The sequence below is a fragment of the Paraherbaspirillum soli genome, from assembly GCF_042654985.1.
Lineage (GTDB): Bacteria > Pseudomonadota > Gammaproteobacteria > Burkholderiales > Burkholderiaceae_D > Paraherbaspirillum > Paraherbaspirillum soli.
This window is the reverse complement of record NZ_JBHSMT010000029.1, coordinates 203702-226016: the sequence shown is the minus strand read 5'-3', so window position 1 is coordinate 226016 and position 22315 is coordinate 203702. Positions and strand designations below refer to the sequence as shown.

Here is a 22315-nt window from a genome sequence, read left to right as displayed (position 1 = left end):
TCAAGATGGAGCGTTCGGCTTTAGAGATGCCCAACAATTTGACGGCGTCAACGATTGGGTAGCTTGGGCTGGAAAGCACAACATTTCCATCTCCGTTGTCGCAACGACTACCGCGCGCCTTTGGCGTGCTTTTGGTTAAGGCGCTCAATCTCTTCGCTAGCCCGGTCGCCCAGCGTGCCGAGGGCTTCGATCGAAAACAACATCAACTCCTCGCGGGCAGTGACGCTCAACAGCGGCGGGTGTGACGGATCGGCATGATCGCCGCTGGCCAAATCGGTGGCATGGACCATTTCCATGCAGGTCCGGATGCCATAGCTGTAGTTCTTCGTGAAGGACGTGAATTGTGCCGCCGGATCGTGCTGCAATGCTGCGACCAGCCAGGAGAACGGCTTGTGCAGCGCTTCTTCGTGTGAACCGATTTCGGGTGGGAAGATAGTGGTTTGGTCAGGCTTTCTGGCGTATGTCATGCGATCTCCTTTTGCGGTGAATTTTCCGCCCTTCGTCGGCTGACGAAGGAGGCGGGCACGAAGCAGGGTGGAGAAACCGGCGAGTAGACACCATGAACCGGTAGGGCCCGAAGCCCTCCCCACCAAGTGCCCGCCATAGAAGACGCAACAATTGATAGGGGCAGACGAAAAAAAACCGCTCGGGAGCGGCTTGTCTGCCCGGTGTCACTCATAACTCTGGTTCTCCAACCAGGCCGCTCTTTCTCACGACGTGACGAAGATAGCGCAGTTTTTCTTGAAATTCAAACACTATTTTGCGTCAGATCGTAGGTCGGAAAAGCGTAGCCCTTGCAGGGCGCGTATCCGCTTGCAAGCGGATACCGTTCCGCAGGCAGATGGCATGCCATCTGAAACCCCTGCTGCACCCTTCCGACGTCTGGCGCACCGCGGAAAACAGCCAAGGGCTTGACCGGCTGATGCGATTCTCGCCGTCGGAAGGCGCTGCGCTTTTCCGACCTACGCAGCGATCTCCGATTGACTCGTTTAGAGGACGGAGATGGAAATGCTGGGCTTCGCCTTCGGCTCAACCGCTACCTACGCACTTCGGCGCAGCCTGAATTTGCTCGGCAAGTTGACCCAGGAAAAATTTTTTGCAGGCAACCCTAAAGGTTTTCGCTATCGCTGCCGATAACAAGAACAACGGTGGCTTACATCCCTGTAGGGAAGCAAACGTTACGGCGACTTAGCCGGCATCCACTAACTTTAGTAACAGGAGTCTTACCATGTCAGTCATCAATACCAATATGCTTTCGTTGGTTGCCCAACACAACCTGAACAAGTCGGCAGACTCGTTGGCTACTTCGATCGAGCGTCTGTCATCCGGCTTGCGCATCAACAGCGCCAAGGACGACGCTGCCGGCAGCGCAATTGCAAACCGCTTTACCGCCAACATCCGCGGCCTGACACAAGCTTCGCGTAACGCCAATGACGGCATTTCGATGACGCAAACCGCTGAAGGCGCACTGAGCTCGATCAGCGACAACCTGCAACGTATCCGCGAATTGGCTGTGCAAGCTGTCAACGGCACTAACACTTCGGCCGACAAGCAATCGATCCAGAACGAAATTACCGCACGTTTCAACGAAATCGACCGCACTTCGCAACAAACCGACTTCAACGGCAACAAGGTGTTGGCATCGGCTCAAACCGTGAACATCCAAGTCGGTGCCGCTGACGGCCAAACCATCGCCGTGAACCTGACCAAGGCCGATTCGTCGACTCTGTTGGGCGCCGCTACTACTACTGTTGACGTCACCAACACAGCTAACGATGCAACCCGTTTGGCAACTATCGACACAGCTATCGCTAACGTCGATACACAACGCAGCGCACTGGGCGCATTGCAAAACCGTTTTGGCTCGGCTGTGACCAACCTGGGCACAACAGTCAACAATCTGACTTCTTCGCGTTCACGCATTCAAGATGCTGACTACGCAACTGAAGTGTCGAACATGACTCGTTCGCAGATCCTGCAACAAGCTGGTACTTCGGTGTTGTCGAAGGCTAACCAATCGACTCAAGGCGTTCTGTCGCTGCTGCAATAATCGACTGGATGACGCTGCCAACGCGCTTGATGCGTTGGCGGCGGTGGGCTGCCCTTGCGGCGGCCCATTGTGTTTCTGGCGTGCCCATCGTATGGGTGGTGTAAATGGACGTAATCAAGGCTGTCCAGTCATGCTTGGCAAATGCGCAATGTGCAGGCGTGAGCGGACAGCGGTTTTGACGGGAGAGTAGCAATGTCGATTTCAACTTCAGGCGTGGCGCTTGGCGCTGCATCGCTGGCTCAACTGGCGGCGGATAAGGCCGCTGCACCGGCGGTGAACGTCGGCGCTGGCGGCGCTAACGGCGTTGCTGCAGCCGATGGGGTGGATAAAAAGAAGGTGAAGGATGCGGCTGAGGTCCATCCGGCGCAGCTCAAGCAGTCGCTGGATGACATCAATGCGATGCTGAATGCGCGTTCGGTCAGTGTGCAGTTCCAGATCGACCCTGCTTATAAGGAAGCGATCCTGCAGGTGGTGGATCAACATGACGGCAAGGTGCTGCTGCAACTGCCTTCGGTGGAGGCGGTACGGATCGCCAAGATGACGGAGCAGATGAAGGGTGTGCTGGTAGCGCAGAAGGCATAGGGTCCGGATGGACCTTGCTGAGTCGAGATTAATTGGATTTGAGAGGGTGCTGATATGACGACGGTTTCTAGCCTGGGTGTTGGTTCTGGACTTGATTTGAATACTTTGCTGACCGGTTTGACGAATGCCGAGCAGATACCGGTGACGATGCTGACCAATCAGCAGAGCAGTTACACCGCCAAGCTGTCGGCGTACGGCACGCTGCAAAGCGGCTTGAGCGCATTGCAGACGGCGTCGGCGGCGCTCGGTGCGCCATCCTTGTTCCAGGGCGTGACGGCGACTTCCAGCAGCACCGGCGTGTTGACGGCCACCTCCGACACCACTGCCAAGGCCGGCACATATGCTGTGGCTGTGTCGCAACTGGGGCAGGCGCAGTCGCTGGTGGCGACCGGCGTGGCCAGCACCACCGCGACGATAGGCGGCGGCGCGTCGACCACGGTCTCGCTCCAGTTCGGCGCGATTTCGGGCGGTACGCTGAATGCCGGCACCGGCACCTATACAGGTGCGACGTTCACTGCGGATGCGAGCCGTCCTGCTGCTTCGATCACGATCGACTCCAGCAACAATACGCTGGCCGGGATTCGCGATGCGATCAACGGCAATAGCGCGATGGGCGTGACGGCAACCATTGTCAATGATGGCAGCGCCACGCCGAACCGGCTGGTATTGACGTCCAACGCCACCGGTGCGAAGTCGAGCATGCAGATCACTGTCAGCGGCGATGCGGCAGTGTCGAATCTGTTGTCGAACGACCCGACGGCGACCCAGAATTTGCAGCAAACCGTGGTCGGCCAAGATGCCAAGCTGACGGTCAACGGCATCGCTGTCACCAGCGCTTCGAATACGGTGGCCGGCGCGGTGCAGGGCACGACCATGAACCTGCTCACCACCGGCAACAGCACGCTGACTCTCGCCAACAATACTTCCAACGTGCAAACGGCGATCACGGCTTTTGTGACGGCCTATAACAATTTGCACACGACGGAAGGGACCTTGAGCGCGTTCAACGTGGCGGCCAAAACGCAGTCGGCGCTGACCGGCGATTACACGCTGCAAAGCATCCAGACCCGTATCCGTGCGCAGCTGAACACGCCGCAGGCGAGCGGCAGCTTGACGATGTTGTCGAATATCGGGGTGTCGTTCCAGCTCGATGGCACGCTGGCGATCAATTCGACCAAATTGTCGGCGGCCTTGAACACCAATATGAGCGGGGTGCAGAATCTGTTTTCCAGCATCGGCGGCACCACCGGCATCGGCTCGCAAATGTCGACCTTGATCACCAGCTTCAGCAACACGGGCGGCATTTTGCAATCGGCCACCGATGGCGTGAATAAAACCCTGAAGTCGCTGGCGGACCAGATTGTTAGCGCGCAAAGCGTGGCCGATGCGACGATTGCGCGTTACAAAACGCAATTTAACAACCTCGACGTGTTGATGAGTTCGATGAAGTCCACCAGCAGTTATCTGACGTCGCAATTCTCGTCCGGCACTTCGGCATAAGGATCAACTATGTACGCTTCATATGCATCTCCCAATGCCGGCGCCAAAGCTTATGCCCGGCTGGGTCTTGAAACCAGCGTGATGAACGCTTCGCAGCAGCAGTTGATGGTGATGCTGTTCGAAGGCGCCAGAACCGCGATCCGGATGGCGCGCCATCACATGGCGCAGGGCGAGATCGCGGCCAAGGGCAATGCGGTCTCGAAGGCGATCAATATCGTCGACAACGGTTTGAAAGCGGCGCTGGACGTCGACGTCAACGATAGGGCGGAACGCGAGCTGGTGGACAACCTGTCGGCGCTTTACGATTACATCAGCCTGCAACTGTTGCACGCCAACCTGCACAACGATCCGGCTTTGCTGGACGAGGCGGACCGCTTGCTGGAAAGCGTCGGCTCGGCATGGCGCGAGGCCGGCAGTTTCAAAACCATCCAGGAGCTGGACGCCGCTGCGGCGACCGCTTGAACGCATTTGACGATAAGAGAGTGATATGGGATCTCAACACGAACTGATGCACTGTTACGAGCAAATCGCACCGCTGACCGGACGCATGCTGGAGCTGGCGCGGGAGGGCGATTGGGATGGTCTGATGACGGTGGAGCAGCAAGTTCGCACCTGCGTCGAACGGGTCAAGGAAATCACGCCGGTGGCTGCGCTGGATCAGTCGCAGCTGGCGCACAAGCACCGGCTGTTGAGCAAGATACTGGCCGACGACGCTGAAATTCGCGATCTGATCACGCCGAAAATGAAGCAATTGAGCGCCCTGCTGGGCAATCTGGTCCGGCAGCAGCATGTGAATCAGGTTTACGGCCAGTAGCGACGGCTGACTGATTATGGCCAGCGGCACACCTCTCGTCGACCGGCTGCTGACAGTTTCTGCTATGCAGCGCTCGGATCTGGTGGCGCTGAAGGCGCAGCTGGCGATCGGCGGGCCGGAGCCTGTGACCGACGTCGAACCAAGCAATAACGATACGCGGCTGTTGTCGCGGGCCGGCATCGAGCGTCAGCTGGGGCTGGAGCCGGGTGCGGTAAACGTTGCAGTCGGCGCCAGGCAATCGGCAGCCGGCGGCGCCGTCTTGAGCGCGACCGCGCGCACCATCAGCGAGATTCTCGGCGCTGCTTCCGGCAGCGCTGCACCGGTGCGCGGCAGCGCGCCGCTATGGTCTTCCGCCCAGGCTCCGTTGCCGCAACAGCTGGCGACAGCGCTGGCGCGAACGGTGACTGGCAGCGGACTATTTTACGAATCCCATTTAATCCAATTTGCCGCCGGCGAGCGGACCCTGGCGCAATTGGCGCAGGAGCCGCAGGCCCGTCTCGGACCGCTGGCGCAGAGTCATCCCGAGTTGTTGAGCGGCGATCCGCAACAGGCGTTGCCGGAGCCGAACGCAGCGCTGATCCCGCAGCCAGCGGTTGGCGTAGGCGCGCAGCAAGGCATGGCGAACGGCGAATTGCCGATATTTGCCGGTCCGGCAGCCAGCATTGTCAAACCGCCGGCCGATAGCGCCGGCACCAAACCGCAACTGGAAGCGCATGTCGTTGCGTCAGCGCAAGATGTGCCGCCGGCCGGTTTGCGTAGCCATCCCGGTCCTTATTCCAGCGCCAGCGCCGCCAATGTGGCCGCAGCCTACGGCATGGCCGCTGCGGATGCTTCGGGCACGGTTGCGCCGGCGCGACCGCAGCATGCGCCGTCAGCCATGCCGGCTGCCAGCCCTGCCGAATCCGTACACGTCGACAATCATGTGGCGAACGTCGCGGCCGCAATGCATCCGGACGCCGTGGCGCTGGTGCGCCAGCAGCTTGAGTTATTGGCCGCGCCGGTATTTTGCTGGAGCGGCGAGGCCTGGCCGAACGCAAAAATGGATTGGGAAATCAGGCAGCGGCAACAGGGCCAGCCGGACGCCGATGACGCCGATGCCGCGTCAAAAGTCTGGAGCACGCGGCTGGCAATGAGCTTGCCGAACCTGGGCGCGCTCGAGTTGCGTTTGAGTATGAACGGCGGATCGCTGCAAGCGCATCTGGCCGCCGCCGACGATGCCAGCATGGCGGCATTGCGCGCTGATGGCGATGATTTGCGGCAACGTCTTACCGCTGCCGGATTGCAGTTGACGGCCTTGCAGTTTGCGCCGTTGACTCCTCACGATGCGCTAAATGGATGATGCAGAGATGAGGTGCCCATGAGTACGCATCTGCCAGGAAGACAAAGCGCGGTAGCGCTATCACACGCCGCCAAAGACAAGGCGCCTATCGTGGTGGCGAAGGGTTACGGCCTGGTCGCCGACGCGATCGTGCAGCGGGCGCGCGACAACGGTCTGTATGTGCACGAGTCGCCGGACCTGGTTAATTTGTTGATGAATGTTGACCTCGATCAACAAATTCCTCCGCAGCTCTATGTTGCTGTAGCAGAATTGTTGGCGTGGCTGTATCGGCTAGAGAATGAAGCAGGGCAGGCGGCGCACCGCACCAGCGCTGGCTGAAATGGATAACACTGGATAAGTTTTCGTGACTGTAGTTTTTTAGTGTGCAGGTTGGCGGTAAATTTGAGATCCGGTCTTGTGCAGACATGGCCGTGGCTTGATAATGCACACCATTCGATCTTGTGTTGACATTGCTGGACAAAGCGTAATGGATATGAAAGTTGCATCACCGATTCGCGTATTGATTGCCGATGATCATCGAATTGTCCGGCGCGGATTGCACCACATCCTGACTGCCAGCCCCGGCATTACGGTAATCGGCGAGGCCAGCGATTATGGCGGCATTACCGAGATCCTGCGCGAGCAACCATGTGATGTGTTGCTGCTGGACATTTCCATGCCGGGCAAGGATGGGATTGAAATCCTGCACTTGCTGAAGAAGCGCGAGCCGATGCTGCGCATCATGGTGCTCAGCAGCCATGGTCCGGAGCAATTTGCGGTGCGTGCGCTGAAGGCCGGCGCCGCCTCTTACCTGACCAAGGACGGTGCGCCGGATGAATTGGTGGAGGCGGTGCGGGTGGTCGCTCGCGGCCGTAAGTACATCACTGAAGGTTTGGCGGAGTCGCTGGCCAACCATGTCATCGTCGAAGATGAATTGATGCCGCATCAACAGCTGTCGAACCGTGAGTTCCAGACCGTGCGCATGATCGCCGCCGGCCGCACCCGCACCGAGATCGCCACCAGCCTGTCGATCAGTCCCAAGACCGTCAGCGTCTATCGTTCCCGGGTGTTTGAAAAAATGGGTGTGCGCACCAATGCGCAACTGACCCAATACGCGATCAAGCACGGCCTGGTCGAATAGGTCACCTCTACAAACCTACTGCGCGGCCCAATCTCGGGGCTGCGATGCTCGCTGTACCTCCGTACAGCTGCGCTTCTCGCCCCGACCTTGGACCGCTCGCTACGGTTTTTAGAGGTGCCCCGTTTTTGCTGCACTCAACCTTGCTTCTGGTAAATAGAGGGGTGTTTCGCACCTTGCTTGCCACATCGGAGCGGTCCTTTCCTGTTTATATTGGGTCACCAAAAATGTTTCTTCGCGCCCGGACGCCGACGTTCGGTCCGGGAACCAGGCCCTGTCATTTACATCAAGGATAAAGTCCATGTCGCTCGCCGCTCAACCGCACGCTCAGACCCGCCGCTCTGCTGTCAATAATGACGTTGCGGGTCACGAATTCCTGACCTTTACTTTGGGCAAGGAAGAATATGGCATCGATATCCTCAAAGTGCAGGAGCTGCGCGGTTACGACAACGTAACGCATATCGCCAACGCGCCCGATTTCTTGAAGGGTGTGGTCAATCTGCGCGGAGTCATCACTCCCATCATCGACATGCGCATCAAGTTCAATTTGGCTGCGACGACTTACGATCAGTTTACGGTGGTCATCATTTTGCACCTGGACAACCGCACCGTCGGCATGGTGGTCGATGGCGTGTCCGACGTCATCACCTTGTCGGCCGAGCAGGTCAAGCCGGCTCCGGAAATGGGCACAGTGCTCAATACCGATTACTTGATCGGTCTGGGCACTTTGAACGACCGCATGCTGATTTTGTTGGATATCGACAAGCTGATGTCGAGCGACGAAATCGGCTTGATCAATAATTTGACGGTTTGATCGTTGGCGATGGCGGGCCGGATCGCCGGCCGCTACAAAATGACACACGGTTGAGACGGGCGATGCGGGATAATAGCGGCCATACTCAAGCACTGGCAGCTAGCAAATAGTGCCGGTTTGAAATTTTTAATGCTGTGACTTTTTTTGTCGCAGTGATAACCAGACTTCACGTCAACCGTAATGCAACGATTTACTTCTGCCTGGCGCCGTTGGCTTCCTGCCCCCAAAGCAGAAATAGTGTTCTGTGGCCCGCGCTTCATGCGCCTGGTGTACGCCATAGCACTGACTGCGATTGCGACCATCGGCTACCTCTGGCTTTCCGTCGGTTATCAAGCCGCTTCGGAATATCAACGCGGCATCAAGGCCACGCAAAATAATCACGAAATCCTGGTGCGCAGTTTCGCCAATCGGCTGGTGCGTTCGATTGACGAACGCGACCGCTTGCTGAAACTGGTGCGCGCCGATTATGTGATGTCGAGCGACAAGATCGACTTGCAACACTATGCAAGAATCTACGGCGATTTATATGATGAGTTGACCATCGTCGACGTCGACGGCAAGGTGGTCGTATCGACCACCACGGCCAGCAATTCCGATCGCGGCCGGCGTGAACTGTATCTGTTGCACCGCGACAATCTTGGCGATTCGGTGCAAATAGGACGGCCGCGCAAATTGCCTGGTACCGAGCAGTGGGTGATGCACATCACGCGGCCGGTGTTTTCCGCTGTCGGCGAATTCGCCGGCATGGTGGAGCTGGGTTTCACCGTCGATCAATTTTCCGCGATTTACCGCAATGCCTATATGGGCCAGATCGGCGAACGCACTTCGGTCGACAGCGACGGCATTGCGGCTGAACTGGCGCCGGTGAAGGACCGCATGATATTGCGCCGGATCGACGATGCGGTGATGCAGTCGGGCGATCTCGATTTGACTCAGGGCGCAATGGAATCGCGCCTGTGGTTGTCGCGCCGGCTGGACCCGTATCCGATCCTGCTATCGCTAACATTGACCGATCACGATGCGCCGTTTATTCAGCAGACTTCCTGGCTGGGCCGCTATATGCTGTATGCCTGCATTCCCACCGTGCTGATTTTGCTGCTGCTGTATTTTATCTATCGCACCCTCAAGCGGCAGTATGTGGTGGTGCGCAAATACGATGCGATGCGCCGCCGCGCCAACGATTCGAACAAGCGCAAGTCGCGCTTCCTGGCGACCGTGGTGCATGAGTTGCGCACGCCGCTTAGCGGCATTCACGGTTATTCCGAACTGGTGCGGGACACCAGTACCGATCAGCAGAGCCGCGAGTTCGCCGATTTGATTCATCAAAGCGCGGCTTACTTGCACGGCTTGTTGAATACGCTGTTCGATCTCGCCAGGATCGAAGCGGGCAGGGTGGTGATTGTTTACGAGAGCATCGAGACCGTGGCGTTTTTCAACTATATCGGCTCGATGCATCAAATCACCGCACAGAAGAAGCAGCTGACTTTCCGCATGACGCTGGCGGACGATTTGCCCAAGCATTTCTTTTGCGATCGCGTCAGGCTGTCGCAGATTTTGAATAACCTGCTGGATAACGCGGTCAAGTTTACGGTCACCGGCAGCGTGACGATGGATGTCGCGCTGGTCAAGGGTCAGATTGTGGTCAGGGTGATCGACACCGGTCCGGGGATGCAGAAGGAAGAACTGACGCATCTGTTCGAGTATTTCTATCAGTCCGAATCGGTGCGCGCGCGACAGGGGCGGGGACTGGGACTGGGTTTGTCGCTGGCCAAGGAATTCACCGATTTGATTCGCGGCCGTATCCAGGTCAACTCCGAAGTGGGCGTTGGCACCGCTGTCGATCTGCGCGTGCCCTTGGATGTACGGTAGCAAGCGCCCGTCTATTTTCATCCCGCTTGGGAGGTGGTAATGCTCTCCTCACGCATTCTGGTAGTCGAAGACCATCCGATCAATCGCCGCATGCTGCAGGCGCAGCTGGCGGCTGAAGGCTGGCAAAGCGAACTGGTGGCGACCGGCGCCGATGCACTGCTGTGGCTGGCGCAGACCAGGCCGCTGGCGGTGATCACGGATTACGTGCTGGAGGATATGACCGGCGTCGAATTGCTGCGTCAGGTAAGGCAGTGGGAGTCCGGTTTCCCCGCCATGCCGGCTATCCCTATCATTCTCTACAGCGGCATGTCGCTCGATTATCTCCAGACCGAATCGCGCGGGCTGGACTGTACCGCGATCCTCACCAAGCCCATCAGTCGTTCGCAATTGCGGAAAACGCTGGCGCCATTGTTAACCATCCCGATAGTCCCGGCCGCGGCCGGCACCGCCAAGCCGGTCGGCATGCCGGACGAGTTGCTGATCGACCTGGTGCAGTTCGGTTATCAGGAACTGGCGCAGCTGAGATTAACCATCAAAAACGGCGACCTGGCGGAGACTGCTCGCATCGCCCACGGCTTGCGCGGCGCCGCTGCCGTATTGAAATCCACAGAAATTGCAAATTCTTCTGCAGAAATCGAGAACCAATCTCGACATGCCGCATCCAACACGCTCGATGCAGCATGCGATCGTTTGCAAGCCGCACTCGGACAGTTGAATTTGCAGTTGCAGATACGCGACAGATCGCTTCTGACCTGAATTTTTCAGCGCTGTTTTTTCCCTCAAATTTGTCTTTGCCCTGTCCTGATAGCCTGCGCCGCGCAATGCGGCGCCAGTGTAGGAATTGTTCTTACACGCCTGCGGCTAAATATTTCATCGAGATCAAGAATAAGACTGACTTTTTTCTACTTGGAAATATTTGATAATCACGGCTAAAGCAACGGTAGCCACAAGCTAAAAGATTGCTCAAAACAGTCACAAGTAGTTTATGTCATGGGGGAAACACATGAGCACTAATGGAATCGTAAACGAGATAAGCGAAGTCAATCTTTCTTATCTTTTGCTGGCGCAGCGCCTGTTACGGGAAGATCGGGCAACCGCGATGTTCCGTATGGGACTGAGCCGGGAATTGGCCGACATGCTCGGTAATCTGTCGCTGTCGCAAGTAGTAAAACTCGCAGCATCAAGTCTTCTTCTGTGTCGTTTCAGGTTTGACGACCACGCCATCCTTTCCTCATTGACGCACACCGGTAAAGATCACGCATTGCAACAAGCGCATGCGGCGATTTTGCTGGCCGGGCAGCCGGTCGAGGAGATCCGCTAATGTGCCGCATTCATCGCACTCCGACTGCTTTTCATCTGACCCGCAGAGCAGTCGATCATGGCTAAAAGTGTGATTCTGGAAGCCCAGGAAATACAGCTGGCAATTGACCTCATCAAGCTTGGCGCGCGCTTGCAGTTCCTGGAGGCGGAAACCTCCCTGAGCCGCGACCGGCTGATCAAGTTGTACAAGGAAATCAAAGGCATTTCTCCCCCTAAAGGATTGTTGCCGTTTTCGACCGACTGGTTCATGACCTGGTTGTCGAACATCCATTCGTCGATGTTCTACAACACTTACCGCTTCATGGTGAAGCATGGTGAATGCGAGCAGATTGTCGCCGTCATCAAAAGCTACCGGCTCTATCTGGAGCAGGCGGAACAGCAGGGATGCGAACCGGTGCTCGACTTCACGCGGGCCTGGACTCTGGCGCGATTCTTCGACAGCGGCATGCTGCAACTCAGCAGTTGCACCCGTTGCAATGGCCAGTTTGTGGCGCATGCACACGATCCGCAGAACGGCTTTGTCTGCGTCTTGTGCCGGCCGCCATCGCGGGCCGGCAAGACGCGCAAGCTGATGTTGAATGTCGGCGCCAGCGACGGCAGTCCGGGTGTGAACCAGGACAACGCCTACATGCTGTTGCCAAAACGGGTTGCGAGCGGCGTCAAGGGTAAAGCTGCCTGAAACAGGGCAGTGACTTGGCACGCGGGTTTTTCGCATAGGGCTTATTTCAGGGGAGTGGATAGTGCTAGTTTTTGTTGGCTACGTGGTCGTATTGGCGTCGGTGTTTGGCGGTTATGCGTTGATTGGGGGGCATCTCGGGGCGTTGTTCCAGCCGGTCGAAATTCTGATGATCGGCGGTGCCGGGCTCGGCGCTTTTATCGTCGGCAACGACGGCAAGGCGATCCGCGCCACGATCAAGGAATTGCCGAAGTTGTTGCGCAGCTCAAAGCACGACAAGGAGCTGTACATGGAGCTGATGGCCTTGCTCTACGTGCTGCTGGCGAAAGGGCGCAAGGACGGCATGCTGGCGCTGGAGGCGGATATCGACGATCCGGCCAGCAGTCCGGTGTTTGCGCAATATCCGATGATCCTGAGCGATCCGCATGTGATCGAATTTCTGACCGACTATCTGCGCCTGATCGTCAGCGGCAACATGGATGCATTCGAAATCGAATCGCTGATGGATCACGAAATCGAAACCTACAAGCACGAGGCTGAAGTTCCTGCCCACAGCTTGTCCAAGGTCGGCGATGCGCTGCCGGCGTTCGGGATTGTGGCGGCGGTGATGGGGGTGGTGCATGCGCTGGCCTCGGCCGATCTGCCGCCGGCCGAAATGGGCGAGCTGATCGCGCATGCGATGGTCGGTACTTTCCTCGGGATCTTGATGGCTTACGGCTTTGTGTCGCCGCTGGCGACCCTGATCGAGCATCACGTGGCAGAGTCGAGCAAGATGTATCAATGCATCAAGGTCACTTTGCTGGCCAACCTGAACGGCTATGCGCCGCAACTGGCGGTCGAGTTTGGCCGCAAGGTACTGTATTCGACCGAACGTCCCTCATTCTCCGAACTGGATGATCATGTGCGTCAAGTCAAGAGCCGTTAGTTGGACTAGGTTCGGGACTGAAGCGCTATGAGCAAACATAAACATCGGATCGTCGTCAAACGCTCGGCGCCGGCCAAACATCAGTCGCACGGCGGCAGCTGGAAGATCGCTTACGCTGACTTCATGACGGCGATGATGGCCTTCTTCCTGGTGATGTGGCTGCTGGCGATTTCGACCCCCAAGCAATTGGCAGGGATCGCCGAGTATTTCCGCCAGCCGCTCAAGGTGGCGATTAACGGCGGCAACAAAAGCAGCACCAGCACCAGCGTGATTCCAGGAGGCGGCACCGATCCGACCCACGCCGACGGCGAAGTAAGACGCGCTGCCGCCGATGACGTCGACCGTCTGCGCGAACTCAAGCGCAGGCTGGATCAGGTGATCGAGGCCAATCCCTTGCTCAAGCAGTTCCGGCCGCAACTGCTGATCGACATCACCAGCGAAGGCTTGCGGATTCAAATCGTCGATACCCGCAACCGCCCCATGTTCGATCTCGCCAGCGCCAAGGTGGAGCCGTACATGAGCATCATCCTGCGTGAAATCGGACCGGTCCTGAACGAGCTGCCGAACAAGATCACCTTGTCCGGACACACCGATGCGACGCCTTATGCGCAAGGGGAAAAATCCTATAGCAACTGGGAGCTGTCGGCCGATCGCGCCAATGCTTCGCGGCGCGAACTGATTGCCGGCGGTTTGATCGACGAGAAAGTCCTGCGGGTGATGGGAGTCGCCTCGACCATGCACTTGAATAAAAACGATCCGCTGGATCCGATCAATCGACGCATCAGCATCATTGTGCTGAATCATCGTGCCCAGGAACGGATCGAGCAGGAAAACGAGGGCGCCAAGAGTAACGACGAAGTCAATATCGACAATCGGCAAGACGCCGCCGACCAATTGCGCGCAGTGACGCCGGCCGCAACCGGAAGCGCCAAACCGGCACCGGCAAAACCCGCGAAACCAAAGGCGACATGATGGCTAAAACAATACTTGTGGTGGATGACTCCGCAGTGATGCGGCAATTGATTTCGACTGCGCTGGCTGAAGCCGAATATCACATCCTGCTGGCGGCAGACGGCCAGGCGGCGGTGAAGCAGGCGGAGCAGCGGGCGGCGGACCTGGTCTTGACCGACTGGAATATGCCGGTGATGGGCGGCAATCAGCTGATCCGTGCGCTGCGCCATTTGCCGAGCTACGCCAAGACCCCGATCCTGGTGTTGACCACGGAAGCCAGCGACGCCGAAAAAGCCGAGGCCCGTCAAGCCGGCGCCAGCGGTTGGCTGCGCAAGCCGATCGAGCCGTCGACGTTGCTGGAAGTGGTGGGCAGCCTGCTGCAATAAGATCGCAGCGATGCCGTAATACAGACAAGACACAAAGCGCTTTCCAGCTTCAGGCTGGATCAGAGACAAGACAAGCGGTACCAAGCAAGGAGACAACAAGCGATATGGACATTACCGAGTTTTACCAGGCCTTCTTCGAGGAAGCGGATGAACTGCTGGCTGAAATGGAGCAGTTGCTGCTGAGCCTGGACATCGACGCGCCCGACAACGAGCATCTGAATGCCATCTTTCGGGCCGCGCATTCGATCAAGGGCGGCGCCGCGACATTTGGCTTCGTCGCGCTGACCGATACCACGCACCTGCTGGAAAATTTGCTGGACCGCGCGCGTCATCGCGAACTGGTGTTGCGCAAGGAAATGATCGATGCCTTTTTGGAAACCAAAGACGTGTTACAAGAACAGTTAAGTGCTTATCGGGCAGGCGGCGAGCCGGACCCGCAAATCGTTGCGCGCATCTGCGCAGTTCTGCAACAACTGGCGCAAGAGGAAAGCGGCGGCGCCAAAGCGCCCGCAGCCAAGCCCGCACCGGCGCCGGTGGTAGCGCCGGTCGCAGTCGCTGCACCGGTCGCAGCGCCGGCCGCGGCGCTCAATCCGCGCCTGAAGGTGCGCTTCACCAAAGTATCCGAAAGCGATCGCAACCTGTTGAGCGGCGAGCTGGCCAACCTGGGCGAAGTGGTGGCTCATACGCAGACCGACGACAGTTTGACGGTATGGCTGGAGACCACCTGCGAGGCGGACGACATCATCGCGGTGTGCTGCTTCATTATCGACTTCGACCAGATCGAGATCAGCCAGGAAGCAGCCGCTTCCGCAGCCGAGGAAGAGCCGGCGGCCGTGGCAGCGCCGGAGCCGGCCGTTGCACCGATTGCACCGGTTGCCGTTGCACCGGCACCTGCCGCCGCCGCCGCCGCCGCAGCAGCAGCGCCGAAAGCAGCTGCGGCCGCCACGCCCGCTGCTGCTGCCGGCGGCAAGGAATCCAGTTCGATCCGGGTCGATGTGGAAAAAGTCGACCAGATCATCAACTTGGTCGGCGAGCTGGTGATTACCCAGTCGATGCTGGCGCAAACCGCTTCGCAGCTGGACCCGGTGCTGCACGAAAGGCTGTTGAGCGGCATGGGCCTGCTTGAGCGCAACGCCCGCGATTTGCAGGAATCGGTGATGTCGATCCGCATGATGCAAATGGATTATGTGTTCAGCCGCTTCCCGCGTCTGGTGCGCGACCTGACCGACAAGCTGGGCAAGCAGATCCAGCTGGTGACGTTCGGTAAAACCACCGAGCTGGACAAGAGCCTGATCGAACGCATCGTCGATCCGCTCACACATCTGGTGCGCAACAGTCTCGACCACGGCATCGAAAAACCGGAGCAGCGGATCGCCGCCGGCAAGGATCCGTGCGGTCAGCTGCTGCTGTCGGCGCAGCACCAGGGCGGCAATATCGTGATTGAAGTGAGCGACGACGGCGCCGGTCTGAACCGGGAAAGAATCCTGGCCAAAGCGATCCAGCAAGGGATGGAAATCAGCGACACGATTACCGATGACGAAGTGTGGCAATTGATTTTCGCGCCCGGGTTTTCGACCGCCGAAAAAATTACCGATGTCTCCGGCCGCGGCGTCGGGATGGACGTGGTCAAGCGCAACATCCAGGAAATGGGCGGCCACGTCGAGATTTCCTCGCGTCAGGGCAACGGCACCACCACCAAGATCATCTTGCCGCTGACGCTGGCGATCCTGGACGGCATGTCGGTCAAGGTCGGCAATGAAGTCTATATCCTGCCGCTGAACTTCGTGATCGAATCGCTGCAGCCGCGGGCCGAAGACATTCATTCCGTCACCAACGACGAGCAGGTGCTGCACGTGCGCGGCGAATACTTGCCGCTGACCGAATTGCACCGTGTGTTCAACGTCGCCGATGCGCGCACCGACCCGACCCAGGGCATCGTGGTGATCCTGCACGGCGAGGGCAAGCGCTTCGCCTTGCTGGTGGATCAGCTGGTCGGACAGCATCAGGTGGTGGTCAAGAATCTGGAAACCAATTACCGCAAGGTGCCGGGCATCTCTGCCGCGACCATTCTGGGCGACGGCAGTGTCGCCCTGATTGTCGATGTGGCGGCGCTGCAGCGCGCCAACCGGGACAAGGCTCCCGCGCTGGCAGCCGCTTGATTACAGGAGAAAAGAAAATGATGAATAACCAAAATACGGTTGAGGCGGCGCAAGACGACACCGAGGGACAAAAATTCCTGGTGTTTACATTGGGCACTGAAGAATACGGCATCGACATCCTGAAGGTGCAGGAGATCCGGGATTACGAAGCGGTGACCCGGATCGCGCATGCCCCCGAGTTCATCAAAGGCGTGACCAATCTGCGCGGCATCATCGTGCCGATCGTCGATTTGCGCATCAAGTTCCGGCTGCAGAATATTCAATACAACCATCAGACCGTGGTGATTATTCTCAACATCGCCGATCGCGTGGTCGGCATCCTGGTCGATGGCGTGTCCGATGTGCTGACCCTCGGCCATGAAGAAATCAGGCCGGCGCCGGAATTCGGCTCGACCTTGTCGGCCGAATATTTGACCGGGCTCGGCACGGTTGAAGAACGCATGCTGATTTTGATCGACATCGAAAAACTGATGTGCAGCGAAGATATGGCGCTGTTCGAAAGCGCTGCTTAATAGGCAAAACAGGCAAAACAGGTACAGGAACTCAGGATGAAACTTCGAGAAGAGCAATGGCAAAAACTGGAACCGCTATTGATAGGAAAGCAGGGCGACCCCGGCGCCAAAGGTCGGAATAATCGCCTGTTTGTCGAAGCGGTGCTATGGATTATTTCGAACCAGGCCATGTGGCGCGACCTGCCTGCCGAGTTCGGCAAATGGAATACGGCGTACATGCGGTTCAGGCGCTGGAATGAATGCGATGTCTGGCGCCAGCTGACGCAATACATGTACGACGACCGCGAGCTGATGGCGATGTTCCAGCAGATCGTTGCGTACGGCGACCAGCAAACCGGGCGCATCAAACAACGGCTGACTAGGCGTGAAAACAAACAGGTCTACAACTCCGCCCTGGCCAAGCTCAGGGGCGCCAGGTCGGCATCGTCGATGGCGGACGAGTCGACCTCACATTGGGTTGGCTTGGTGATGGCGGCCGGCGCGGTTTAGCGGTCGGCCAGATCGCTGTGCGTGCATGGCCCGATGTTTGTTCATTCATCGGCTTCTTGCTAACAATTCACTGTGATGCGCGCACAGTTAGAGAGCAATAAAACACACAAGAAGTAGGGCGGAAAAGCGCAGCGCCTTCCGCCGTCTCGGATACATCACACGCAGGCGGCACATCCAACGGCGGAAGACGCTGCGCTTTTCCGCCCTACGTTCCATTAGTCGCTACAAAGTGTTGGGCTCGTCAGCTCAACCATCACGCCGCTCCAGCACCGGCATCCACTCTTCAAATTGGTACGACACGATCGTCGGCCGCCTCGCATTCACGATTCCCCTTTTTCCATCGGTAGCGATCCGTACTCCGCGTATTTTCCGCTTTCGCAATGACTCACAAGATATCCATAGTTTTTTTGCTGAATTGCGGCTGATGCAGAAGCGATTCATGGGCAGATAAAAGGCCATGTTTTGAATAACTTCCATCAATTGGAAGAGGGGTTGCCATGGAACAATAATCAAAAATGATGAACGGATAGTTCCAGGATATTAGCGCGAGCGATATTGCATTAAGGAAAATTCACCATTGTATCGCCGCTGTAGAAGCAAAAGTTACTCGCATTATTTGGGCTAAAAAACCCTAATAAAGAGCTGAAGACACGCGCATAATAAATTTCTAGAGGACAACATTATTGATTGCAGCTTATTAAATACACGTCGCAGTACGTGAATCAAGTAAGTGGATAGCCCGGGTATCTCGGGCTAGTTACAAATGCAAATATGTTGGGGGTGTTATGAAAAAGAATCAGTCTACTCAACACTCACTGTCCGTCATCTCATTGGCCGTGATGACGCTGATCTCCGGCTGCGGCGGTGGCGGTGGCGGCAGCGCAAGTCCGGCTCCGGCGCCGACCGTGCCGACGGTGACCGCGCCGGTAGTGGCGACGACACCCGCGCCAGCGCCGTTATTGAATGTGCTCGATCCCAGCAATGCGATCGCGGCGCACGCGCAAGGCATCATCGGGACCGGGGTCACGGTCGGGGTGGTCGACACCGACTTCGACGTCTCCAGCTCTCAATTTGCCGGACGCATTCACAAAACGTTTTATGGTGCAGCCGGCGGCGACGGCAATACCCATGGCACCGAAGTCAGCGAAATGCTGGGCGGCAGTACGCTCGGCATCGCCCCCGGCGTCTTCATTGAAGCGGCGGCATCCGGCACCAGCGGCAATAGCTTGATCCTGACCAGCCAGATCTATCAAGACCTGTTTGCAAAAGGGGTAAAGATCGTCAACCAATCCAACGGCACCGGCTCGATTACCACACCGGGCACCACGGGCGCGGCCTTGCATGCTTTGTTCCAGCCCTACGTTGCGCAGAACGGTTTGTTTATCTGGTCGGCCGGCAATGACGGCAGTGCCCAGCCCAGCCTGGATGCCGGTCTGCCTGCCATTTATCCCGATCTGAAAACCGGCTGGATCGCGGTGGTTGCCGTCAATGCGGTCGGCGGCAGCGACGGTTATGCACGCGCCGACACCACGCCGGGAATCATTTCCAGTTACTCCAATCGGTGCGGCATTGCCGCCGACTGGTGTCTTGCCGCAACCGGCGATTTTGCTTCTAATGTTGCCGGCGGCAGGGTCTATGGCACCTCATTTTCGGCGCCGGCGGTGACTGGCGCCGCTGCCTTGGTGCAGCAGGCGTATCCATGGATGAATGCCGATTTGATTCGGCAGACGATTCTGTCGACCGCGACCGATATGCATGACCGCGCCACCTACGGCTGGGGACTTTTGAATGCCAGCAAGGCGGTCAATGGTCCTGCGCTGTTCGACACCCGGCTGGCGCTGGGCGCCTACGTCAACGTCAATTTCGACACGGTTTCGTCGGTATTCAAAAACGATATCGGCGGCGACGCCGGCTTGATTAAAAGCGGCAGCGGTCAATTGACGCTGGCCGGCAATAACACTTATTCCGGCGACAACAGCATTTTGGGCGGCATCCTGAATATCACCGGCTCGGTTGCTTCAACGGTGAATGTCTCCGCTGCCGGCCAGCTGGCAGGCAACGGCGGCCGGGTGCACGGCAACGTCGTCAATGCCGGAAGAGTGAACAACACCGGCGCCGGCTTGACCATAGTCGGCAATTACACCGCGTCCGCATCGGCCACGCTTGCCAATCAGTTGAATTCGACCTTGAAGGTTGGCGGCAGCGCGGCGCTCGGCAATTCGCACCTGGTTGCGACCACGCCGGCCGGCAACAGCGACCCATCCGGCTACGTCACGGCGCAAGCCGGCAGCACCGGCAAAGTGTTGACTGCCGGCGGCGGCGTCAGCGGTCAATTCGGCGACCTGGCTTTTGAAGCCGATGGCGCGACGTTTGTCCCGGGCACTTTCATTACGGCGACGCTGAGCTACACCCCGAATGAAGTCGATCTGAGAATTGCACGCAACGATATTCCGAGTTTCTCTGCCAGCGCTTTCGGCAAGGATGCCACTCGCACCAACGCCGCCGTCAACGTTGAAACGGCGCTGAAGGCTGCCGACAAAATGGTCGCCAGCGGCGCCACCGGCGGCGCTAACGGCGTGTTCCTGGCGAGTGCCGCAGCTTTGCAAAAGACCGCCGACGTCGCCGCGGCCGCTCAAGTGCTGGACAGCTTGTCGGGGCAAATTCACGCTTCGGCGCAAGCGCTGACCTTCCAGCAATCGCAAGCGGTCAACCGCGATCTGTCGAATCGCTTGTCGCTGTTGGGACAGCAGTCATCGGGGGCGGACCAAAGCGGTCTGTGGGTGAGTGCGCTCGGTGCTTCCGGCAAGCTGAGCGAGACCGGTTTTGCGCATGGCGATACTTCGCTGTGGGGCGGCCAGTTCGGCGTCGACACCCATCTGAACGAGCGGACCATCGTCGGCGCGGCAATCGCTTATTCGGACGGTCAGGCCAGCTTTGATCGGCTGGCGGGACAATCCAAGAGCCACAACACCGGGCTCTCCTTGTACGGTCGCTATGCGCTGGCTAACGACGGCGTGTATGTCTCGGGCCGGGCCGGCTTGGCAACGGTGGCCAGCACGGTGACGCGCACTGCATTGGTCGGCAACCAGGTCGACAGCCTGAGCGCCGAGCATACCGATAATGTCTGGTCCGCCTACGGTGAAACCGGGTATGCAATCAAGCTGTCGGACAGCACGCGCATCACCCCGTTCGCCGGCATTGCCTACGACCGGGTAAAGCGTGACGGCTTCACGGAAAACGGCAGTGTCTTTGGCTTGACCGCCGATAGTAAAACCTATCATCAGACGACAGCTCTACTTGGTCTGCGCGGCGACGCCGGATTCCATTGGAGCGGCGGTAACAGCGTGCTGCAAGCTTACGCAGCCGTGCAGCATGCGTTCACCGACGGCAGCCTGGATTTGACGGCGGCGTTTTCCGGTGCGCCTGACGCCAGGTTTACGGTGCAAGGCATCGGCCTGTCGCGCACCTCCGGCTGGGCTGGCGTTGGTATCTCTACCGAGGTCGATCGTCGCTGGGGCTGGTATGCCAATTACGATGCGCAATTCGGCAAGGGTGGCCTGGGCAATAACGTCGTCTCGGCAGGTATCCGCATCAGCTTCCAATGATTTCTTGATTTCCCCCGTTCCGGTTAATTCCGGATCTTTACAACACCCAACGGTCACAAGCTGCTGGGTGTTTTTTTTATTTGGGTGGGCGATCAGGCATGCGGAGTAAGCTTGCCGTCCCATTTTTCCAGATTTAGCTTAGTACAATGTCTTCCGACCTAATCCGCTCGATTCCCGCCTTCTTCATTGTTCGCCATGCAGCGGCAAGCGATCCGTTGAGGTCGATGGCGCGCGTCGCGTCTTCAATCACATAGACTTCAAAGCCGGCAGCGCGCGCATCCAGCGCGCTGTAGGCAACGCCAAAGTCGGTTGCCAGACCGGTGACAAACACCCGCTTGATGCCATGCGCCTTCAGATAGGACGCCAGGCCGGTTGAGGTTTTCTTGTCCGCTTCCATGAAGGCGGAATAACTGTCCATGTCCTTGTGATTGCCCTTGCGAATCACCAATTTCGCATGCGGAATCTGCAAGTCCTTTTGTAAATCGGCGTCTGCCGTGTGCTGCACGCAGTGGTCGGGCCATAGTGTTTGGGTGCCATAGGACACGGTGCTCGTATCAAAAGGATTTTTCCCGGGATGCGCCGACGCAAACGAGATGTGGCCGGGGGTGTGCCAATTCTGGGTGAGCACCACGTTGTTAAACGCGTGGCCCAATCTGTTAATCACCGGTATCACGGCATTGCCATCCTTGACCGGCAGCGTGCCGCCGGCGACAAAGCAGTTCTGCACATCCACCACCAGCAACACACTGGCGCCGTCAGGCCTGATGCGTAATTCTGCGGGGATAGTGGCGGCGGCTGCGCGTAAGGCGGGTGCCAACATGGCCGTGCCGCCTACTGCCGCCAGGCCGGCGGCTGTCATCGATTTCAGCAGAAAACGTCGTTTCATTACGTGCTCCCGAATGTGGAATTAAGCAGGAAGACAAGTCTGGAGGATGCTGCGATTGGCTAGCAAGTTTGCCATCGTACTTAATAAATGGCAATAATGTTTTCAATAAGATAACAACGGTCGCCGACGTGTTCGGTAGGGGGGATTTGTGTTCTGCATTCGCAAGCGAACACATGCTCGCATTGAAGAGCGAATGCAAATACTGGTAGAAAGCACAGGGGATGTGGCGCTCGGATCCGTTCGCTATAGGTCAGTAATGCAGGCTGGGGATGGTTTGAGGAGGAAAATGCAAAGCCGAAGGGCTCGATCGCAAGATGCTTG

At 58.0% G+C, this 22315-nt stretch carries 23 protein-coding genes; 21 read left to right on the top strand and 2 right to left on the bottom strand.

Annotated features, from left to right (window positions below):
* Positions 1 to 107: 107 nt before the first annotated feature.
* Positions 108 to 467, bottom strand: a complete 360-nt coding sequence (locus ACFPM8_RS18635) for a hypothetical protein (protein ID WP_378999756.1) — start codon at positions 465 to 467, stop codon at positions 108 to 110.
* Between the two features lie 541 nt (positions 468 to 1008).
* On the opposite strand from ACFPM8_RS18635, the gene ACFPM8_RS18630 reads away from it, so the two are divergent.
* From ACFPM8_RS18630 to ACFPM8_RS18530, 21 genes are all read left to right on the top strand, one after another.
* Entirely contained in the window at positions 1009 to 1137 is a 129-nt protein-coding gene (locus ACFPM8_RS18630; protein ID WP_378999754.1) for a hypothetical protein, read from the top strand.
* 91 nt (positions 1138 to 1228) lie between these two features.
* Positions 1229 to 2050, top strand: a complete 822-nt coding sequence (locus tag ACFPM8_RS18625; RefSeq protein WP_378999753.1) for a flagellin N-terminal helical domain-containing protein — start codon at positions 1229 to 1231, stop codon at positions 2048 to 2050.
* 192 nt (positions 2051 to 2242) lie between these two features.
* Entirely contained in the window at positions 2243 to 2632 is a 390-nt protein-coding gene (locus tag ACFPM8_RS18620) for a flagellar protein FlaG (protein WP_378999751.1), read from the top strand.
* Between the two features lie 54 nt (positions 2633 to 2686).
* The gene (gene fliD, locus ACFPM8_RS18615; RefSeq protein ID WP_378999748.1) at positions 2687 to 4132 is read left to right on the top strand and encodes a flagellar filament capping protein FliD; all 1446 of its coding nucleotides are present in this window, start codon (positions 2687 to 2689) and stop codon (positions 4130 to 4132) included.
* A gap of 9 nt (positions 4133 to 4141) precedes the next feature.
* On the top strand, positions 4142 to 4594 hold the full coding sequence (gene fliS, locus ACFPM8_RS18610; protein ID WP_378999746.1) for a flagellar export chaperone FliS: 453 nt from the start codon (positions 4142 to 4144) through the stop codon (positions 4592 to 4594).
* Between the two features lie 25 nt (positions 4595 to 4619).
* Positions 4620 to 4946 carry a flagellar protein FliT gene (locus tag ACFPM8_RS18605; protein WP_378999745.1) on the top strand — a complete coding sequence of 109 codons (327 nt, stop codon included), beginning with the start codon at positions 4620 to 4622 and terminating at the stop codon, positions 4944 to 4946.
* Positions 4947 to 4962: 16 nt separating this feature from the next.
* Complete coding sequence (gene fliK / locus ACFPM8_RS18600) at positions 4963 to 6285, top strand: flagellar hook-length control protein FliK (protein WP_378999743.1); 1323 nt, start codon at positions 4963 to 4965, stop codon at positions 6283 to 6285.
* 18 nt (positions 6286 to 6303) lie between these two features.
* Positions 6304 to 6603 carry an EscU/YscU/HrcU family type III secretion system export apparatus switch protein gene (locus tag ACFPM8_RS18595; RefSeq protein WP_378999741.1) on the top strand — a complete coding sequence of 100 codons (300 nt, stop codon included), beginning with the start codon at positions 6304 to 6306 and terminating at the stop codon, positions 6601 to 6603.
* Positions 6604 to 6751: 148 nt separating this feature from the next.
* A complete protein-coding gene (locus tag ACFPM8_RS18590) occupies positions 6752 to 7405 on the top strand; it encodes a response regulator (protein ID WP_378999740.1) in 654 nt (217 codons plus the stop codon).
* 298 nt (positions 7406 to 7703) lie between these two features.
* On the top strand, positions 7704 to 8216 hold the full coding sequence (locus ACFPM8_RS18585; protein WP_378999738.1) for a chemotaxis protein CheW: 513 nt from the start codon (positions 7704 to 7706) through the stop codon (positions 8214 to 8216).
* Between the two features lie 237 nt (positions 8217 to 8453).
* A complete protein-coding gene (locus ACFPM8_RS18580) occupies positions 8454 to 10085 on the top strand; it encodes a sensor histidine kinase (protein WP_378999736.1) in 1632 nt (543 codons plus the stop codon).
* Positions 10086 to 10124: 39 nt separating this feature from the next.
* A complete protein-coding gene (locus tag ACFPM8_RS18575; protein WP_378999735.1) occupies positions 10125 to 10841 on the top strand; it encodes an Hpt domain-containing response regulator in 717 nt (238 codons plus the stop codon).
* 247 nt (positions 10842 to 11088) lie between these two features.
* A complete protein-coding gene (flhD, locus tag ACFPM8_RS18570) occupies positions 11089 to 11406 on the top strand; it encodes a flagellar transcriptional regulator FlhD (RefSeq protein ID WP_379000246.1) in 318 nt (105 codons plus the stop codon).
* Between the two features lie 54 nt (positions 11407 to 11460).
* Positions 11461 to 12084: a flagellar transcriptional regulator FlhC gene (gene flhC / locus ACFPM8_RS18565; protein WP_379000244.1), complete on the top strand. Its 624-nt coding sequence runs from the start codon at positions 11461 to 11463 to the stop codon at positions 12082 to 12084.
* A 61-nt stretch (positions 12085 to 12145) separates the two neighbouring features.
* Positions 12146 to 13006, top strand: coding sequence for a flagellar motor stator protein MotA (gene motA, locus ACFPM8_RS18560; RefSeq protein WP_378999733.1), 861 nt, complete (start codon positions 12146 to 12148; stop codon positions 13004 to 13006).
* Positions 13007 to 13033: 27 nt separating this feature from the next.
* On the top strand, positions 13034 to 13978 hold the full coding sequence (gene motB / locus ACFPM8_RS18555) for a flagellar motor protein MotB (RefSeq protein WP_378999731.1): 945 nt from the start codon (positions 13034 to 13036) through the stop codon (positions 13976 to 13978).
* Positions 13978 to 14343 carry a response regulator gene (locus ACFPM8_RS18550; protein WP_378999730.1) on the top strand — a complete coding sequence of 122 codons (366 nt, stop codon included), beginning with the start codon at positions 13978 to 13980 and terminating at the stop codon, positions 14341 to 14343. Before motB ends, ACFPM8_RS18550 begins: the two co-directional genes overlap by 1 nt.
* Positions 14344 to 14447: 104 nt before the next feature.
* A complete protein-coding gene (cheA, locus tag ACFPM8_RS18545; protein ID WP_378999728.1) occupies positions 14448 to 16502 on the top strand; it encodes a chemotaxis protein CheA in 2055 nt (684 codons plus the stop codon).
* Positions 16503 to 16519: 17 nt separating this feature from the next.
* The gene (locus ACFPM8_RS18540; protein ID WP_378999726.1) at positions 16520 to 17014 is read left to right on the top strand and encodes a chemotaxis protein CheW; all 495 of its coding nucleotides are present in this window, start codon (positions 16520 to 16522) and stop codon (positions 17012 to 17014) included.
* A gap of 36 nt (positions 17015 to 17050) precedes the next feature.
* Entirely contained in the window at positions 17051 to 17503 is a 453-nt protein-coding gene (locus tag ACFPM8_RS18535) for a transposase (protein ID WP_378999724.1), read from the top strand.
* A 785-nt stretch (positions 17504 to 18288) separates the two neighbouring features.
* Entirely contained in the window at positions 18289 to 21108 is a 2820-nt protein-coding gene (locus ACFPM8_RS18530) for an autotransporter domain-containing protein (protein WP_378999723.1), read from the top strand.
* A 133-nt stretch (positions 21109 to 21241) separates the two neighbouring features.
* Here ACFPM8_RS18530 and ACFPM8_RS18525 read toward each other — a convergent pair whose 3' ends face one another.
* Positions 21242 to 21994 (bottom strand): nicotinamidase, encoded by a 753-nt coding sequence (locus tag ACFPM8_RS18525; RefSeq protein ID WP_378999721.1) that lies wholly within the window; start codon positions 21992 to 21994, stop codon positions 21242 to 21244.
* Between the last annotated feature and the right edge of the window lie 321 nt (positions 21995 to 22315).

Excerpts from the sequence above, each read along its gene's own strand:
- ACFPM8_RS18635 (WP_378999756.1), bottom strand. The coding sequence starts at position 467 with ATGACATACGCCAGAAAGCCTGACCAAACCACTATCTTCCCACCCGAA.
- ACFPM8_RS18630 (WP_378999754.1), top strand. The coding sequence starts at position 1,009 with ATGCTGGGCTTCGCCTTCGGCTCAACCGCTACCTACGCACTTCGGCGC.
- ACFPM8_RS18625 (WP_378999753.1), top strand. The coding sequence starts at position 1,229 with ATGTCAGTCATCAATACCAATATGCTTTCGTTGGTTGCCCAACACAAC.
- ACFPM8_RS18620 (WP_378999751.1), top strand. The coding sequence starts at position 2,243 with ATGTCGATTTCAACTTCAGGCGTGGCGCTTGGCGCTGCATCGCTGGCT.
- fliD (WP_378999748.1), top strand. The coding sequence starts at position 2,687 with ATGACGACGGTTTCTAGCCTGGGTGTTGGTTCTGGACTTGATTTGAAT.
- fliS (WP_378999746.1), top strand. The coding sequence starts at position 4,142 with ATGTACGCTTCATATGCATCTCCCAATGCCGGCGCCAAAGCTTATGCC.
- ACFPM8_RS18605 (WP_378999745.1), top strand. The coding sequence starts at position 4,620 with ATGGGATCTCAACACGAACTGATGCACTGTTACGAGCAAATCGCACCG.
- fliK (WP_378999743.1), top strand. The coding sequence starts at position 4,963 with ATGGCCAGCGGCACACCTCTCGTCGACCGGCTGCTGACAGTTTCTGCT.
- ACFPM8_RS18595 (WP_378999741.1), top strand. The coding sequence starts at position 6,304 with ATGAGTACGCATCTGCCAGGAAGACAAAGCGCGGTAGCGCTATCACAC.
- ACFPM8_RS18590 (WP_378999740.1), top strand. The coding sequence starts at position 6,752 with ATGGATATGAAAGTTGCATCACCGATTCGCGTATTGATTGCCGATGAT.
- ACFPM8_RS18585 (WP_378999738.1), top strand. The coding sequence starts at position 7,704 with ATGTCGCTCGCCGCTCAACCGCACGCTCAGACCCGCCGCTCTGCTGTC.
- ACFPM8_RS18575 (WP_378999735.1), top strand. The coding sequence starts at position 10,125 with ATGCTCTCCTCACGCATTCTGGTAGTCGAAGACCATCCGATCAATCGC.
- flhD (WP_379000246.1), top strand. The coding sequence starts at position 11,089 with ATGAGCACTAATGGAATCGTAAACGAGATAAGCGAAGTCAATCTTTCT.
- motB (WP_378999731.1), top strand. The coding sequence starts at position 13,034 with ATGAGCAAACATAAACATCGGATCGTCGTCAAACGCTCGGCGCCGGCC.
- ACFPM8_RS18550 (WP_378999730.1), top strand. The coding sequence starts at position 13,978 with ATGGCTAAAACAATACTTGTGGTGGATGACTCCGCAGTGATGCGGCAA.
- cheA (WP_378999728.1), top strand. The coding sequence starts at position 14,448 with ATGGACATTACCGAGTTTTACCAGGCCTTCTTCGAGGAAGCGGATGAA.
- ACFPM8_RS18540 (WP_378999726.1), top strand. The coding sequence starts at position 16,520 with ATGATGAATAACCAAAATACGGTTGAGGCGGCGCAAGACGACACCGAG.
- ACFPM8_RS18535 (WP_378999724.1), top strand. The coding sequence starts at position 17,051 with ATGAAACTTCGAGAAGAGCAATGGCAAAAACTGGAACCGCTATTGATA.
- ACFPM8_RS18530 (WP_378999723.1), top strand. The coding sequence starts at position 18,289 with ATGAAAAAGAATCAGTCTACTCAACACTCACTGTCCGTCATCTCATTG.
- ACFPM8_RS18525 (WP_378999721.1), bottom strand. The coding sequence starts at position 21,994 with ATGAAACGACGTTTTCTGCTGAAATCGATGACAGCCGCCGGCCTGGCG.